Raw genomic sequence first — 15,923 nt, 5'->3', positions numbered from 1 at the left:
TGTCATCATCCGCGAAAGCGGATGGTCCAGTACTCCGCGGCATTAGTGATTGATCCGAAGCGGCGCGGCGTACTGGATGTCCGCCTTCGCGGGCATGACGAGACTGTGCCCTAAGCCACCAGCGCAAGCTGCGGGATGGTGGCGACCACCGACTGGTTGCGGCCATTGGCCTTGGCCACGTAGAGCGCCTTATCGGCCGCTTCGATCAGATAGGACCAATTGATCGCTGCCGTGGGCGTCATGCTCGCCACGCCGATACTCACCGTCGTCACGCCGGGATCTTCGGCCCATTGTTCGACTTTCAGGCGGATGGTTTCGGCGACGGTGAGCGCTTCCGCCGCCGAGAGGCCAGGCAGAAGGACTGCGAACTCCTCGCCGCCGTATCGCGCCGGACAATCGCCGGCCCGCCGCACCGAGTCTGAGATGCAGATCGCAATGCCGACCAGCACCTGGTCGCCGGCCTGATGTCCGAACGTGTCATTGTACGATTTGAAATGATCGGCATCGATCATCAGCACCGCGATGGGGGTCTTGTTGCGCGCCGCCCGTCGCCATTCGGCATCGATTTCTGTATCGAACTTGCGCCGGTTCTTCAGGCCGGTGAGCGCGTCGGTGGTCGCCAGCTCTTCCAGCTTTTCCTCGGCCTCGGCGCGGCGGCCGATCTCGCGCGCGAGGAACAATGTGGTGCCGAGCACGAACAGGATCAGGGCCACCATGACCGCTCCGATCCGGATCACCTCCCGGTGCCAAAGGCTCAGGATGCTCGCCAGCGGTTTTCCGACGACGACAAAGAACAGGCTCGTATTGGCGCTTCGAACGTAAAGCCGCGGTGTCGGGTCCACCGGTCCGACCCCGGCGTAGGACCCGCCTTGCTTCAGATTTCCCGGATTCCAGTTTCTTCGCTCTGCCAGATTTTTGCCGACGATGTCGAGGTCGAATGGTTTGCGCATGATGATCGTCCGGTCACGGCGCAATACCGTGATCGTATCGGCGGGATCGAGGGTCAGCCGTCCGAACAAATCGTGGAAATAACTGAATCGGATCGAGCCCGCGACCACACCGAGAAAACCACCATCGGCGTCGGTAACGCGTCGGCTGAGCACGATCGAATAGGCGCTGCGATGCAGCATCGGACGGCTCATGTACAAGCCAATGTCGGGCTTGTCGCGATGGACGAAGAAGTATTCCTCATCGCTGCGATCCTCCGGCACGGGATCGAGACTTGCCGCGTCGATGATCAGCTTGCCCTGCGCGTCGAACACCTGGATCGCGCCGAAATGCCTGGCAGTCGCGGCATGATCGAACAGAATCAGATGGCGAATCTCCTTGCTGACCTTTTCGATCTCCGGCATCACCAGATTGGTGGCGACGCTACGCAGCGACAGATCGTAGAGTTCGATATTGCGGCTGATATCGGAGTCGATGCTCGAGGCAAGATTTTCAAGCGTTTGACGCGCCAGCTCTTCCTCGCCGCGGCGCATGTCAAACATGACGCTGGTGCAGATCGCGGAGAAGCCGATCACCGCCGCAACCGACGATGCGATCAACAGCTTTACCGACAATCGCCAGGGGCGGCGGCCGGAGTCTTTCCTGAACCAACCCTTTCTGGCTAAGTCGCTTTGCCGCTCGAATAGCATCATCCGCTCCAAGCCTTCCGGTATGCGCCGGATAAATTGTTGCGGTCTTAAGCGGCGACGGCGATATGGTAGACAGTTAACATTCGGTTGCCGGCGTCGACGGTTTTGTGCAATTCGCTCGAGAGGACACGCGTGAACGTTTACGACCCGCTGCGGGACTATCTGAAGGCGCAGAAGCGCACCGAATTCGTGCTGAGTTTCGAACAGATTGAGGAGATCATCGACGCCGCGCTGCCGCGTGCCGCGCAGCGCGCGTCATGGTGGGAGACGTTGCGGAGCCCGCAGGAGAGAATGCCGCAGCGCGAAGCCTGCCTGGAAGCCGGCTACATCGCGACGCGGCAGGCGGATGGCAAAAGCGTGAAGTTCAAGAAGATGCCGGTTAGGCGGTGAGCACACGCCGCTCACCCGTCGTCACCGGCGCATGCAGCGCCGCGTTTCCGTGCAGGATATCGATTGGTATGGAATATACCGGGCGAGCCTCCTCCTGTTGGATTCATTTTCCAGACACCGGCCCTACCGTCGCCTCAATTTGGGGAGCAACTAAAAAGACAAGAAGAAAAATCGATCGTGGGAGGATGGCGCCGATGAATCAGACGACATGGTCGTTTGGGCGTCCCACGCCTGTAAATCTCTGATGGCCGCGGCGATAGCCGATGACCACCGTAGCGACATCGAGTCTTGATGGTGCTCTTGATCGGGCAGGGTGGGCTGCACTGTCCGGCGGATCCCGCTTTCTAGCGCTCGGACTTGTTGCTGGTCTTGGGCTGGCGCCCGGCGTCGCTGCTGCAGGCGACGCACTGCAGGTGACGAGCGCCCACGTGCCCGCCTCCGACGAGATTGGTATCGATCTCCCGCTACTGATGACGATCAGAAACGATGCGGCCGAAGCCGACGCGATACTGCGCGTCCGGTGTCCATTTGCGAATTTCGCCGTAAAGCACACCGTCGATCGCGGCGAAGGCGCGCCAGCCATGCGCGAGATCAAGTCCATTCCGATCCCGGAGAGCAAGACGATCGAACTCAAGCACGACGGATATCACGTAATGCTGCTGCAGACGCGGCAGAAGCTCGTCGACGGCGAGACGTTTACATGCACCGTCGTTTTCCAGAAAGCCGGAACCAAAGAAACGGAGGTGCAGGTTTCACGAACGCCGTGATCGCGACAGCGGACTGGTGAAGCCCGCTGAATGGGGCCCGTCAGCGAAACGCCCGGATATGCCGGACGTTCAATCCAACATGAACTGCCACAAGAACTTGCCAACAAGGGAGGGCATAACTCATGGAGCGATCTTCAGGTCACCCAAAAATGTTGACGCGAGCCCGTCTGCTTGCCGTAGCGGTTGCTGCCGCAAGCGTGATGGGAGCACTGCCTGTCTCCGCTGCAGACCCGGTCAATCAGGAACGGCTGCTCAACGTCGACAAGGAGCCGGGCAACTGGCTTCATCATCATCAGAATTACTCGGCTCACCGGTTCTCCACGCTGAAGGAGATCAACCGCGATAACGTGAAGAACCTAAAGGTCGCCTGGACCATGCACCTCGGCGGCGTCGAAGGGGGCGGCATCTGGACCCACGGCGGGCTCGAAGGCACGCCGATTGCTGAAAATGGCTTCCTGTATGTCACCGATGGATGGGGTTCGGTTTACAAGATCGATGCGCATGGTGGCCGCGGCGTGCTGGTCTGGAAGATGGATCCCAAGACGGACCGTGACTGGGCTGGTGCTGTGGCGTGCTGCGGCGTCGACAACCGCGGCGTCGCATTGTGGGGTGATCTCGTCATTTCCCATACGCTTGATGGCCGGCTGATCGCGACCAACAAGGAAACCGGCCAGGTCGCCTGGCAGCGTACTGTCGCCGATCCGGACAAGGGCGAGACGATCACCGGCGCGCCGTTGATCGTCAGGAACATGGCGATCACTGGCGTGGCCGGCGCAGAGTACGGCATCCGTGGCTGGCTCGCCGCTACCGACCTCACGACCCAGAAGGAGGTCTGGCGCACTTATACAATCCCGGGCAAGGGCGAGCCCGGCAGCGAGACCTGGAAAGACAGCAACAACGCGGCGGCCTCGGGCGGCGGTTCGACCTGGGTAACCGGCACCTACGATCCCGAAACCGACACCATCATCTGGGGTATCGGCAATCCCGGACCGGACTGGGATAGCGCCTATCGGCCGGGCGACAACCTCTATACCGACAGCTCGCTGGCCCTTGACGCCAACACCGGCAAGATCAAGTGGTACTATCAGCACACGCCAAACGACCCCTACGACTATGACAGCGTGGCGGAAAACGTGCTGGTCGATATCCCCGGACCCAGTGGTCCGCAGAAGCTCGCGCTCGAAGCGGACCGCAACGGCTTCGCCTATGCGATCGATCGCACCACAGGCAAGTTCGTCTGGGGTCTCCCGTTCGTCAAGAAAGTCACATGGACCAAAGGGCTCGACCCGGAGACCGGCAAGCCGATCGAGTATGACCCGAACAAGTCCGTGCAGACCTATATCGCGGCGGTGACGCCAAGCCGCACCAACTTGGAAACCGACATCTGCCCCGGCAACATGGGCGGCAAGAACTGGCCGCCGACGGCCTACAATCCGGATCTGAAGCTCTGGTACATCCCGCTGATCGAGAGCTGCAATCGCATCAAGGTTGAGGTGATGACGCCGGAAAAACTGAAACCGCGGGAGTTCTGGACCGGCGGCGGCCCGAGCCAGCCATTCAGGATCACCGGCAGCGTGACTGCGATCGATGTGACTACCGGCAAGATCGCCGTCAAAATGGAAACGCCGTTCCCAAATTTGGGCGGCATGCTTGCGACCCCCGACCTCGTCTTCACCGGTCAGCCATCCGGCGAAGTGATGGCGCTTGACGCCAAGTCATTGCAGAAGCTCTGGGAGTTCAACACGGGCGGCGGCGTCAACGCACCGCCGATGACCTTTACGGTCGATGGCAAACAGTACGTCGCCATTCTGGTCGGCCTGGGCGGCGCCTGGGACAAGTGGTTCATCGATTCGACGCCCGAACTGAAGAAGATTCAGCCGGGATCGATGCTCTACGTATTCGCACTCTGACATCTCAAAAACGGAGGGTCCGCAACCGCGGGCCCTCCCGCTGCTTCGACAAGAGACGCAATTATGATCTTCAACAGATTCCCGGCGGCGGCAAGCATGCTGCTCGTGAGCGTCGTCGCCCTGAATTTTTCGATGCCAGCCGCTGCTTACGGTCAGTCGGCGCAAGCGCCAGCTTCGGATCCGACCGATGCCGGCAAGAAAGTGTTCAGCAAGGCCAATTGCATCGGCTGCCACAAATGGCACGGCAATGGCGGCGGCGGCTACGGCGGCGATGCGCTGTCGCTGCGCAAGACAGAGCTGACGCGGGATCAGATCATTGAAGCCGTCGGCTGCGGGCGGCCGGGCACGGGGATGCCGTTCTTTATACGCGGCGCCTACGATGAGGTGAAATGCCACGGCATGAACCGCCAGGACGCGGGGGCACAGATGCCGCCCGAGGGCGGAACGTTTCTGCGGCCGAAGGATATCGAAGCCGTCGCCGACTACGTGATCGCCCACATCAAGGGAGCCGGCGAACCTACTTACGCGGAATGCGTCGCGTTCTTCTCAAGCACGTCGCGGGTATGCGACGTCTACAAGACGCAGGCGCAGAAGCCAGATGATGCGAGCGCCAGCATGGGAAAGGGCCAGTGATGCGCAGACTGAATCCGCCGGGAGTTCTAGCTGCGGGCCTGCTTGCCTGGCAGGCGGTCGCGCTTGCGAGCTCTCCGGCACGGACGGAAGAATTCAGCGGCAACGATCTGCGTGACATTCGCGTCGGAATGGCTGCGGCCGAGTTGGCGGAGCCCGGTTACGTCGACTTCTACTGCGCGGCGGATCCGAAGCGCACATTGGCTGGCTGGACGAACTGGCGTGACTGTCCTGCCGACGCGAGTGGGACACGGGCGATCCGATTTGGTTACGATCCGTCGACCAGCCGGGACGGAACCAAGGTGGCGGGTCATCCGGCGATCCTGACCTTGCTGATCGACGATTCGGGGCACGTTGCCGGTTTGCAGATCGAGACCGATCCAAAGGCGCGTCTCTATCTCCGCAAGAAGGCGTTTCTCCTGGGGCTACAGGCCAGATCGCGCTACGGCTCCGACGGCTGGGCATGCACCGAGGGCCAGCCGGGTGCAGGGGACCAGCCAGTGGGTGGTGTCTACCTGAAGGAACGCTGCACCAAGACGATCAGCGGCCGTTCACTCATTGTCGAACGTAATCTGTTCCGCCGGCCCGATCAGGACATCAAGAGTTTCGTCGATGAAACGCGGATCAGCATATTGCGAGCCAAGGATTAGCGGATGATGGTGCTGGCTGCCTGCGTTAATCCACCTCTAGGGTAGACGTCGTCTCGCTACACGCTGCATGTCCAAAAAAGTGCCAATTTCAGCCGCGAGCCGCCCTTCCTGCTGCGCGGGCTGTCGTGTATGAGAGAATTGCCAACGGGACCTACGATAGTACCAGGAGCGAATTGGCGGCGCGGATGGTGGCGGCGGTTAGTTAAATCCAAAAGTCGCGATCTGACACTTGATCGACGCAAGCGCGGACAGGCATTTCAACCGGGGCGTGGCATGGTGAATCGAGTTACGACGGCGCGATCCACCGTGGTGATGCGGCGTTGGGGTCCTCCCGCCATTGTGACGCTCGCGGTAATGGCCGCACTGATGACGCTGACCGCCGACGCCACGGCGAGACAGGCGCGCCCCAAGCCCCCCACCGAGGCGACAGCGCCGCGCGATGCAGGCGAGCCGATCATGGCGATCGTGTCGATCAAGACCCAGCAAGTCACCATCTACGACGCCGACGGCTGGATCCTGCGCGCGCCGGTTTCAACCGGCACCACGGGACGCGAGACGCCCGCCGGCGTGTTCGCCATCCTCGAGAAGAACAAGGATCACCGCTCGAGCCTCTATGATGATGCCGAGATGCCGAACATGCAGCGCATCACCTGGAATGGCATCGCGCTGCACGGCGGGCCGCTGCCCGGATATGCGGCCTCGCACGGCTGCGTCCGGATGCCCTTTGGCTTTGCCGAAAAGTTGTTCGACAGGACGCGGATCGGGATGCGGGTAATCGTCTCGCCTGATGACGCCGAGCCGGTCGAGTTCTCCCACCCAGCGCTATTCGTGCCGAGCCCGCAGGCCATTGCGGCGGCTCCGGCTCGCGCCGAGACGCTCGCCCGCGAGGCCGCGGAGGCCGCCAGGACGGCCGACGAGACGAAGAAGGCCGCCGCGATGGCGGCGCGCGAGACAGCATCGTTCACGGCGTCGCTGCGCAAGCTGAAGGGGCTCAAGACCCGCGCCGACGCTGAGCTCGCCTACGCCGACAAGGTGCTCGCCGTCGCCAAGACGGACGAGGCCAAGACGCGGGCCGAGGACTTCAAGCAAAAGGCCGCCGCGAAGGCCGCGGAACTGGGAACACAGCTCGACACTGCCAATGCCGACGCGAAATCCAAGCTCGACGCCGCGGCAACCGCAAAGGACGCCGCCAAGGCGGCCGGGACCAGGAAGGCCGACACCGCCAAGGCGGCGAGCGAGGCGAAGCTCGCGCTCGAGCCGGTCTCGATCTACATCAGCCGCGCGACGCAGAAGCTTTACGTGCGGCGCCCTACGCATAAGCCGGCACCTGACGGCGGCGGCATCGTGTTCGATGCGACGATTGAGGTTCCTGTCACGATCCGCAATCCCGACAGACCGATCGGCACGCATGTGTTCACGGCGGTGGCGCGCAACGAGGCGGCCCTGCGCTGGACCGCGGTCACGATCGACAACGGCGACAACGCCAAGGCCGCGCTCGACCGCATCACCATCCCGCAGGAGGTGCTCGACCGCATCGCGCCCACCGCATTGCCGCGATCTTCAATCGTCGTCTCGGACGAGCCGCTGAGCAGCGAGACCAACTATCGCACAGAGTTCGTCGCGGTGCTGAGCACCGAGCCGCAGGGCGGCTTCGTGACGCGCCGGCCTACGGCCGATGTCCGCGTTGCGAGCGACGACTTCCAGGGCGACGACGGCTTCGGCTTCTTCAATTTCCCGCGCGATCCGGCTCCCCAAACCGGCAACACGCGCCGGCGCGGCGGCCAGTACTATCGTCCGGCGCTCCCGGGCTGGTGGTAAGACGCGGCACGCCGCGCGTAGGGAAGGCAGAGCCCATAGCCACAGGGCGTCGTTGTTGCAAAGGCAATGGCTCGGTCGCCGTACAAACAAACCGCGGCGTATGGGATCGCCGCCTTCGCCGAGGCCGCTTAGCTCGCCGCTTCCAGCCGTTCTTCCGTTAACAGCCGCATCGCGGCGTCGGCATCCATCGGCTCGCCGAAGGCAAAGCCTTGCGCATATTCGCAGCCGAGCTGATAGAGCTCGACCGCATCCGAATCCGTCTCCGCGCCTTCCGCCACCACATCCATGCCGAGGTCGTGCGCCAGCGCAATGATCGATTTGAGGATCACCGGCCGGGTGCCGCGGCTGGTGGTGCGCACGAAGGACTGGTCGATCTTGATAGTGTCGAAGGGAAAGCGCTGCAGGTAGGCCAGCGAGGAATGGCCGGTGCCGAAATCGTCGAGCGACAGTCCGGTGCCGAGTTCGCGAATGCGTGCCAGCATCTGCGCGGCATGCTCCGGATTCTCCATCACGAGCGACTCAGTGAGCTCCAGCTTAAGCGTGCCGCGCGCCACCGATGAGCGCGACAGCACGGTGCGGATATCGTGGATCAAGTCATGGCGCAGCAACTGCCGCGAGGAAACGTTGACGGAGGCAAAGATCGGCTCGCGCGAGCGCATCGCGCGTTGCCATACCGAGAGCTGCCGCGCGGTCTGGTCCAGTACGAACATGCCGAGATCGACGATCAGGCCGATTTCTTCGGCAATCGTGATGAATTCCGACGGCGACATCCGGCCGAGCTTGGGATGATCCCAGCGCGCCAGCGCCTCGAAGCCGGCGATCGAGCGATCTTCCAGCCGCACGATCGGCTGGTACAGGATGGTGATTTCCTGCCGCTCGATGGCCCGGCGCAATTCGCTTTCCAGCGTCAGGCGGTCGGTCTTTCTCGCGCGCATCGCCGGCTTGTAGACGTCGATGCGGTCGCCGCCGATCCGCTTGGAGTGATACATCGCAAGCTCGGCGTCCTTGATGATCTCGTCGGACAATTGCGTCTGCGGATCCGACAGCGCGAGCCCGATCGAAGCGGTCAGGAAAATCTCGCGGTCGTTGAAGGCGATCGGCGCGCGGATGGTCTTGCGGATGGTTTCCGCGAAGGCGGTGATGCGCGCCGGGTCCTGCTCCGACATCAGGATCAGGCCGAACTGGTCGCCGGCCAGCCGCGCCAGCGTATCCTGCGGTTTCAGGATGCGCGTCAGCCGACGCGCCAGCGTCAGCAGGATGGAGTCGCCGACCGCAATGCCGACGGAATCATTGACCTGCTTGAAGCGATCGAGGTCGATCACCATCAGCGTCGGCCGCAGGTTCGGCATGCTCTTGGCGAAATTCGCCACCGCGCCGAGGCGATCCATGAACAGTTTGCGGTTGGGCAGGCCGGTGAGATTGTCATGCACGGAATCGTGCAGCATGCGCTCTTCGGCGTTCTTGATTTCGGTGACGTCGGTCAGCGTCCCAACCACGCGCGAGACTTCACCGTCGGAGCCGACCACCGGGCGCGCCTTCAGCGCGAACCACATGAAGTGGCCGTCAGGCGTGCGCAGGCGGAAATCCTGCACCAGCCGGCCGCGGCGCTGGTCGAGCACGCTGTCCAGCGCGGCGCGGAAGCGGTCCTGATCAAGCGGGTGCAGCACCTCCAGCCATTTTGCGGCCGGGCCTTCCAGCGTACCGCGCTTCAGCCCGAGCAGGCTTTCGGTCTCCGGGCTGGTGAACACCTTGTCGGCGGAAACGTCCCAGTCCCAGATCAGGTCGCCCGAGCCGGTCAGCGCCAGCGCGCGGCGCTCGATGTCGGAGACGATGCCGGTAGTCGCGCCGCCGCCGGCGAACGCATGCTGCATCACCGTAAATCCGATCAGCATCACGATCAGCACGAGGCCGCCGAGCAGCGCCGGACCTACGATGTCGTTGGTGACGCTTCCCGCCACCGTCATGCCGGCGGCGATCACCCAGACCACCAGCAGGAACCAGGTCGGGATCAACAACACCGCGCGGTCGAAACCATGCGTCGAAAGATAGACGATCAGCGCGAAGCCCGCGAAGGCGATCAGCACCAGCGAGATGCGCGCGATGCCGGAAGCGACCGCAGGATCGAACAGCGCCAGCGCCACCAGCGAGCCAAGGAAGGCCAGCCAGCCGACAGTGATGTGGGAATAACGCACGTGCCAGCGGCTTAAGTTGAGATAGGCGAACAGGAACACCAGCAGCGTCGCCGCGAGGATCGCTTCGCCGGCCGCGCGCCAGACGCGCTCGGCGTTGTTCGACATGTCGAGCACCTTGCCCCAGAAGCCGAAATCGACGCCGATATAGACCAGCACCGCCCAGGCCAGCGCGGCGGCGGCTGGGAACATGATGCTGCCCTTGACCACGAACAGGATCGTCAGCACGAGCGCCAGCAGGCCGGAGATGCCGATCACGATGCCCTGGTAGAGCGTGAACGAGTTGACCTTGTCCTTGTAGGAGTCAGGTTCCCAGAGATAGAGCTGCGGCAGCTTGTCGGTGCGAAGCTCCGCCACGAAGGTGATGACGGCGCCGGGGTCGAGCGTGATGCGGAAGATGTCGGCGGTTGCGCTTTCCTGGCGCTCGGGGCGATCGCCGGTCGAGGGCGTGATGGTTGCAATGCGCGACAGGCCGAGGTCGGGCCACAACAGGCCGGATGACACGATGCGATAGTGCGGCGCGACGATCAGGCGGTCGAGCTGGTCGTCGGTATTGTTGGCCAGCGCGAACACCACCCAGTTCTGTCCGCCTTCGCGGGCGCGGACCTCGATGCGGCGGACGATGCCGTCGGTTCCCGGCGCGGTCGAAACCTGGATGCGGTCGGTTTCGCTGCGCTGGTGGTCGAGCACCGCGGTGAGATCAATGGCAGGCGCGTCGCTGCGGACGCTGACCGCGTCGATGGCGTGCGCCGCCGGCGCGGCCGCAACAATCATGAGGCCCAGCGCAAGCAGCGCAAGGCACCTGATCAGACGCAATGTGAGTACTCCGCGACCAACGATCCTCCCGGCCCAGCGAACGGGTCGGCGTTGCCAGCGATAAATGACATGAAAGCGAAGCAAATCAAAGGGTTTCCACCCGTGCTCCGCCGGGCGATCCGCTAGACCACCAACACAATTTTGCCAATATGTGCTGACGTCTCCATTCGCCGGTGCGCGTCAGCCGCTTTTTCCAGCGGGAATGAGCTGTCCATCAGCGGTTTTACACGTCCTTCGCGCAATAGCGGCATCACCTTGGCCTCGATCGCGGCGACCATCGCTGCCTTATCCGCATTAGTACGGGGGCGCAGCGTGGAGCCGGTATGGGTCAGTCGCTTCACCATCACCTTGGCAATGTTGACGGTAACCTTGGCGCCGTTGAGCGTCGCGATCTGCACAATACGGCCGTCGACTGCGGCAGCGTCATAGTTGCGATCGACATAGTCGCCGGCGACCATGTCGAGGATCAGGTTGGCGCCCACATTGTTGGTCTCCGCCTTGACCACGGTGACGAAGTCTTCGGTCTTGTAATTGATCGCGCGGTCGGCGCCGAGCTTGAGGCATGCGTCGGCCTTGTCTTGCGAGCCGACGGTCACGATCACTTTGGAGCCGAACGCTTTCGCAAGCTGGATCGCCATGGTGCCGATGCCGGACGAGCCGCCGTGGATCAGAAGTGTTTCGCCGGGCTTGAGCCCGCCGCGCTCGAACACATTGTGCCAGACGGTCATCAGCGTTTCCGGAATCGCGCCGGCTTCCTGGATCGACAGCGACGGCGGCACCGCCATCGCCTGCGCGTCTTGCGCAATGCAATATTGGGCGTAGCCACCGCCCGCGACCAGCGACATCACCTTGTCGCCGAGCTTGTGCTTTTTGGCGCCTTCGCCGAGCGCCACCACTTCGCCCGCGATTTCAAGGCCGGGCAGGTCGCTGGCGCCGGGCGGCGGCGGGTAAGCGCCGGAGCGCTGCGCAACGTCGGGGCGGTTGACACCCGCCGCCATCACCTTGACCAGGATTTCGCCTGGGCCGGGCGTTGGAACGCTGCGGGTTTCGGGCAGCAACACCTCGGGGCCGCCGGGCTTGCTGATGCCGATGACGGTCATTTGCGCGGGCAGCTTTTCCATGATTTGTCCTTGCGAAAGGCTGAGGATTGAGGGCGGCCCCTGATTAGCCAGCCCGGCTGCGGCTGGCAACCGCGTGAAGGGACGGCCAGACCTGAAGGGAATGCCGAAAGGAGGAAATGCATGGCCATCGAAGACGACGACAAGCCGCGGAAGAAAATCAGCCATGAGATCGGCCAGGACCTGTCGCTGCTGTCGGTCGAGGAACTGACGGAGCGGATTGCGCTCTTGAATTCGGAAATCGCGCGGCTGCAAGAGGCCGTCACCAAAAAGCGCGCGTCAAAGGATGCCGCGAACAGTATTTTCAAGTCGTAGAATTCAAGCCGCGACCTCCTCTCGCCGTCGTCCCGGACAAGTGAGCGCAGCGAACGCGATCCGCGACCCATGCGCCACAGCCCGGCTTGTGGCAGGCCGCTGGCCGACTTTCCCTCAATTTCATCCGCCGGTGGCTTTGGGTCCCAGCGCGCGCGCTGGCATGTAGCCCGGATGGAGCCAACGGGTCGCGCGAATGCGGGCCCGATGACAGGCTCCGCGCAATCCGGGAACGCTCGATCTGGTTGCGCTGGCCCCGGATTTCACTGCGCTCCATCCGGGCTACAATCGCTCGCAAGCAGGTCAATCACAAACTCGGCCAATGGCCGACATGGCAAACAATCCCTAAAGAAATTCGTTCGTTTACGGTCCGTTAAGCTTTCTCGATTATGACTGGCATCGTCCTCGTTTGGACACCGAGTGGCTCCTGTCCACTCTGTTTGACGCCTCCCTGTTATCAACTTCAAAAGCCGCCGGAAACGGCGGCTCTTTTTTGTGCTCACCGCGGCTATTTTGTGCCCCCACGAGCTGGAAACCATAAATCCGGTTGCCGCTGGACTCTCGACGTCGCCCGAGCAATGATTTGTTCATCATAAGCCGGTGGTTCACAGCCGGTTGGGGAAATAGTGGCGTGAGGGCGTTAACCATGGCGGACCGTTCGCAAAGCGAATCCGCGCTCGTTCTGTTCAGCGAGCGGCTGACTAATTCGGCGGCGTTCGGAACTCTCTTCCGGGAAGGCATGGATCTCGTCGAGGAAACCGCCGCCTATCTCGACGGCGACGGCCGCACCGAAGCCAAGGCGCTCGAACGTTCCGTCAGCCTTACTTACGCAACCGAAAGCATGCGCCTGACCACCCGCCTGATGCAGCTTGCGTCGTGGCTGTTGCTGCATCGCGCAGTCAAGGAAGGCGAGATGACGCTGACCCAGGCCAATCGGGAAAAGACCAAGGTCAAGCTCACGGCCGCCGATCCCGGGCCGGAGGACATGATCGAGAAGCTCCCGCAGCAATTGCAGGATCTGATTGCGCGATCGATGAGCCTGCAGACGCGGGTCCGTCGGCTCGACATCTCGATCCACGCCGCGCCCGCGGAACGTGCGCCGATCGGCAATCCGCTGGTGCCGCAGCTCAACAGGTTGAAAGCGGCGTTCGAGCAGTAAGCCCCGCAAACTCTCTCCGCCGTCATTGCGAGCCAACGGGTCGCGCGATGCGCGCCCGATGACAGGCTCCGCGAAGCAATCCATCTCTCAGCGCATGTGGAGCGATGGATTGCTTCGTCGCTTTGCTCCTCGCAAATGACGAGGATAGGCCGCAGCGCCAAAACAAAAACGCCCCGGGCTACCCGGGGCGTTTCGCATTCTGAACCCAAGAAAGCAGGACCGGACGGCCTCAATCCTTCTTGAGGAAACCCGAAAACTTCTTCTGGAAGCGCGACACTCGGCCGCCGCGGTCGAGGATCTGCTGCGAGCCGCCGGTCCAGGCCGGATGCGATTTGGGGTCGATATCGAGGTTCAGCTTGTCGCCTTCCTTGCCCCAGGTGGAGCGGGTCTGGTACTCTGTCCCGTCGGTCATCACGACCGTAATCGTATGATAATTCGGGTGAATTTCGGCTTTCATGGCATATCCTTCGGCGCGCCGGCGCCCGTCTCAAAAAGTCAGGGGATACGGGATTTGGCGGCTCTATAGCTCAGGAAGCCTGTCAAAACAAGCTACGTATATGTCCTGATTGGGAATCTCCCGGATTTGCCAGAGGGGGCCGCGGAGGCCTATCTGGGGGCAGAAAAACGGGTCGGATTTCATGAGCGCAGTGGAACACATTGAAGCCTCCCGCGGCACGCCGCCGCGTGACGCCCTGCTCGAGGAAGAGGCCTTCATCGAGAGCCAGTTGACGCAATCGCCGGCCAGGACCGGCGCCAGGCTGCGCCCGCTGCTGGCGCTTGCGCCCTATGTCGCGCGCTACCGCGGGCGCGCGGCGCTCGCCTTGATTTCGTTGACGATCGCGGCGATCACCACGCTGGTCGTGCCGATCGCGGTCCGGCGCATGATCGATTTCGGCTTCACTCCCGAAGGCATCGCGCTGATCAACAGCTATTTCAGCGTCATGATCGCCATCGTCGCGGTACTGGCCGCGGCCAGCGCGTCTCGCTACTACCTCGTCATGACGATCGGCGAGCGCATCGTCGCCGATCTCAGGCGTGACGTGTTCGCGCATCTGGTCTCGCTGTCGCCGGCCTTCTTCGACTCCGCGCGTTCGGGCGAGTTGGTGTCACGGCTCACCGCTGACACCACCCAGATCAAATCGGCGGTCGGCGCCTCGGTGTCGATCGCGCTGCGCAACATGATGCTGTTCATCGGCGCCGCCACCATGATGGTGATCACGAGCCCGAAACTTTCAGGCTTCGTGCTGCTGGCGATCCCCGTGATCGTGATCCCGCTGGTCGCCTTCGGCCGCTGGGTGCGGCGGCTGTCGCGCAACGCCCAGGATACGCTGGCGGACGCCAGCGCGTATGCTTCCGAACTGGTCGGCGCGATCAGGACCGTGCAGGCCTGTACCAGCGAGCGGATGGCCACCGCCCGCTTCGGCGGCGAAGTCGAGCAGGCCTATGAGGCGGCGCGCAGCTCGACGCGGGCGCGCGCGGTGCTGACGCTGATCATCATCTTCATCGTGTTCTCCAGCGTGGTGGCGATCCTCTGGGTCGGTTCGCACGACGTGCTGACCGGCCAGATCACCCCGGGCCGGCTCGGTCAGTTCGTGCTGTATGCCGCGTTCGCCGCGGCCGGTCTCGGCCAACTCAGCGAGGTCTGGGGCGAAGTCTCGGCCGCATCAGGTGCGGCGGAGCGGCTGTTCGAGATTCTTCGGGTGAAGTCGCAGATCACGGCGCCGCCGCAGCCCGTTGCGCTGCCGCAGCCTGCGCGCGGCGACGTCGGGTTCGAGAACGTCAGCTTTGCCTATCCGGCGCGGCCGGATGTGCTCGCGGTCGACAATGTTTCGCTATCGGTCAAGGCGGGCGAGAAGGTCGCGATCGTGGGTCCCTCGGGTGCAGGCAAGAGCACGCTTTTTCATCTTCTGCTGCGGTTCTACGATCCGGCCAAGGGCACGATCTCGCTCGACGGAGTGCCGATCAAATCGGCGGATCCGCTTGACGTCCGGTCGCGGATTGCGCTGGTGCCGCAGGACTCGGTGGTATTCGCGGCTTCCGCGCGCGAAAACATCCGCTTCGGTCGGCCCGATGCCACCGACGCCGAGGTCGAGCGCGCCGCCGATCTCGCGCACGCCACCGAATTCCTGCGCAAGCTGCCCGGCGGCTTCGAGGCGCAACTCGGCGAGCGCGGCGTGACGCTGTCCGGCGGCCAGCGCCAGCGCATCGCGATCGCCCGCGCGATCCTGCGTGACGCGCCGCTATTGCTGCTCGACGAAGCGACGTCAGCGCTCGATGCCGAAAGCGAGACGCTGGTGCAGACCGCGCTGGAAGAGCTGATGCGCCATCGCACCACGCTCGTGATTGCCCATCGTCTGGCGACGGTATTGTCTTGCGACCGCATCATGGTGATGGACCAGGGCAGGATCGTCGAACAGGGCACGCATGCCGAACTGGTCGCGGCGAACGGGCTGTACGCGCGATTGGCCCGGCTGCAGTTCAAGGGCGTGTAACAACCGCTGGAACCTAAAGTGTCGTCTCGCTGTTG

At 63.1% G+C, this 15,923-nt stretch carries 13 protein-coding genes; 9 read left to right on the top strand and 4 right to left on the bottom strand.

All coding sequences use genetic code 11. The annotated features are described in order from the left end of the window. Positions 1-110 precede the first annotated feature (110 nt). A complete protein-coding gene (locus IVA95_RS13910; RefSeq protein ID WP_247510995.1) occupies positions 111-1,637 on the bottom strand; it encodes a sensor domain-containing diguanylate cyclase in 1,527 nt (508 codons plus the stop codon). A gap of 132 nt (positions 1,638-1,769) precedes the next feature. Between IVA95_RS13910 and IVA95_RS13905 the strand changes: the two genes are divergently transcribed. The 6 genes from IVA95_RS13905 to IVA95_RS13880 all read left to right on the top strand — a co-directional run bounded on the left by IVA95_RS13905 (position 1,770) and on the right by IVA95_RS13880 (position 7,802). After that, positions 1,770-2,027: a hypothetical protein gene (locus IVA95_RS13905; RefSeq protein ID WP_247510994.1), complete on the top strand. Its 258-nt coding sequence runs from the start codon at positions 1,770-1,772 to the stop codon at positions 2,025-2,027. 263 nt (positions 2,028-2,290) lie between these two features. Next, entirely contained in the window at positions 2,291-2,794 is a 504-nt protein-coding gene (locus tag IVA95_RS13900; protein WP_247510993.1) for a copper chaperone PCu(A)C, read from the top strand. 149 nt (positions 2,795-2,943) lie between these two features. Beyond that, positions 2,944-4,704 carry a PQQ-dependent dehydrogenase, methanol/ethanol family gene (locus IVA95_RS13895; RefSeq protein ID WP_247510992.1) on the top strand — a complete coding sequence of 587 codons (1,761 nt, stop codon included), beginning with the start codon at positions 2,944-2,946 and terminating at the stop codon, positions 4,702-4,704. Positions 4,705-4,836: 132 nt separating this feature from the next. After that, positions 4,837-5,337 carry a c-type cytochrome gene (locus IVA95_RS13890; RefSeq protein WP_247511083.1) on the top strand — a complete coding sequence of 167 codons (501 nt, stop codon included), beginning with the start codon at positions 4,837-4,839 and terminating at the stop codon, positions 5,335-5,337. Continuing rightward, positions 5,337-5,984 (top strand): hypothetical protein, encoded by a 648-nt coding sequence (locus tag IVA95_RS13885; RefSeq protein WP_247510991.1) that lies wholly within the window; start codon positions 5,337-5,339, stop codon positions 5,982-5,984. The genes IVA95_RS13890 and IVA95_RS13885 overlap by 1 nt, the downstream gene beginning before the upstream one ends. A gap of 273 nt (positions 5,985-6,257) precedes the next feature. Beyond that, positions 6,258-7,802 carry a L,D-transpeptidase gene (locus IVA95_RS13880; RefSeq protein WP_247510990.1) on the top strand — a complete coding sequence of 515 codons (1,545 nt, stop codon included), beginning with the start codon at positions 6,258-6,260 and terminating at the stop codon, positions 7,800-7,802. Positions 7,803-7,930: 128 nt separating this feature from the next. Here the strand turns inward: IVA95_RS13880 and IVA95_RS13875 are convergent, their stop codons facing one another. Further along, complete coding sequence (locus IVA95_RS13875; protein ID WP_247510989.1) at positions 7,931-10,807, bottom strand: EAL domain-containing protein; 2,877 nt, start codon at positions 10,805-10,807, stop codon at positions 7,931-7,933. Positions 10,808-10,929: 122 nt separating this feature from the next. Then, positions 10,930-11,928, bottom strand: coding sequence for an NAD(P)H-quinone oxidoreductase (locus IVA95_RS13870; RefSeq protein ID WP_247510988.1), 999 nt, complete (start codon positions 11,926-11,928; stop codon positions 10,930-10,932). A gap of 120 nt (positions 11,929-12,048) precedes the next feature. On the opposite strand from IVA95_RS13870, the gene IVA95_RS13865 reads away from it, so the two are divergent. Together IVA95_RS13865 and IVA95_RS13860 are read left to right on the top strand one after the other, a co-directional pair. Further along, complete coding sequence (locus tag IVA95_RS13865) at positions 12,049-12,240, top strand: DUF1192 domain-containing protein (RefSeq protein ID WP_213248408.1); 192 nt, start codon at positions 12,049-12,051, stop codon at positions 12,238-12,240. Between the two features lie 643 nt (positions 12,241-12,883). Further along, positions 12,884-13,396, top strand: a complete 513-nt coding sequence (locus IVA95_RS13860) for a DUF1465 family protein (RefSeq protein ID WP_065747422.1) — start codon at positions 12,884-12,886, stop codon at positions 13,394-13,396. A 229-nt stretch (positions 13,397-13,625) separates the two neighbouring features. On the opposite strand, the gene rpmE is transcribed toward IVA95_RS13860, so the two are convergent. After that, positions 13,626-13,853: a 50S ribosomal protein L31 gene (rpmE, locus tag IVA95_RS13855; protein WP_057833964.1), complete on the bottom strand. Its 228-nt coding sequence runs from the start codon at positions 13,851-13,853 to the stop codon at positions 13,626-13,628. A gap of 181 nt (positions 13,854-14,034) precedes the next feature. Here rpmE and IVA95_RS13850 point away from each other — a divergent pair, with 181 nt between their 5' ends. Beyond that, positions 14,035-15,888, top strand: coding sequence for an ABC transporter ATP-binding protein/permease (locus IVA95_RS13850; protein ID WP_247510987.1), 1,854 nt, complete (start codon positions 14,035-14,037; stop codon positions 15,886-15,888). Positions 15,889-15,923: the final 35 nt, after the last annotated feature.

The organism is Bradyrhizobium sp. 157 (genome assembly GCF_023073815.1).
Taxonomy (GTDB): Bacteria; Pseudomonadota; Alphaproteobacteria; order Rhizobiales; family Xanthobacteraceae; genus Bradyrhizobium.
This window is presented reverse-complemented; position numbering and strand designations above follow the sequence as displayed.

Coding starts and splice junctions, on each gene's coding strand:
- IVA95_RS13910 (WP_247510995.1), bottom strand. CDS start 1,637: ATGCTATTCGAGCGGCAAAGCGACTTAGCCAGAAAGGGTTGGTTCAGG.
- IVA95_RS13900 (WP_247510993.1), top strand. CDS start 2,291: ATGACCACCGTAGCGACATCGAGTCTTGATGGTGCTCTTGATCGGGCA.
- IVA95_RS13895 (WP_247510992.1), top strand. CDS start 2,944: ATGTTGACGCGAGCCCGTCTGCTTGCCGTAGCGGTTGCTGCCGCAAGC.
- IVA95_RS13890 (WP_247511083.1), top strand. CDS start 4,837: ATGCCAGCCGCTGCTTACGGTCAGTCGGCGCAAGCGCCAGCTTCGGAT.
- IVA95_RS13885 (WP_247510991.1), top strand. CDS start 5,337: ATGCGCAGACTGAATCCGCCGGGAGTTCTAGCTGCGGGCCTGCTTGCC.
- IVA95_RS13880 (WP_247510990.1), top strand. CDS start 6,258: ATGGTGAATCGAGTTACGACGGCGCGATCCACCGTGGTGATGCGGCGT.
- IVA95_RS13870 (WP_247510988.1), bottom strand. CDS start 11,928: ATGGAAAAGCTGCCCGCGCAAATGACCGTCATCGGCATCAGCAAGCCC.
- IVA95_RS13865 (WP_213248408.1), top strand. CDS start 12,049: ATGGCCATCGAAGACGACGACAAGCCGCGGAAGAAAATCAGCCATGAG.
- IVA95_RS13860 (WP_065747422.1), top strand. CDS start 12,884: ATGGCGGACCGTTCGCAAAGCGAATCCGCGCTCGTTCTGTTCAGCGAG.
- rpmE (WP_057833964.1), bottom strand. CDS start 13,853: ATGAAAGCCGAAATTCACCCGAATTATCATACGATTACGGTCGTGATG.
- IVA95_RS13850 (WP_247510987.1), top strand. CDS start 14,035: ATGAGCGCAGTGGAACACATTGAAGCCTCCCGCGGCACGCCGCCGCGT.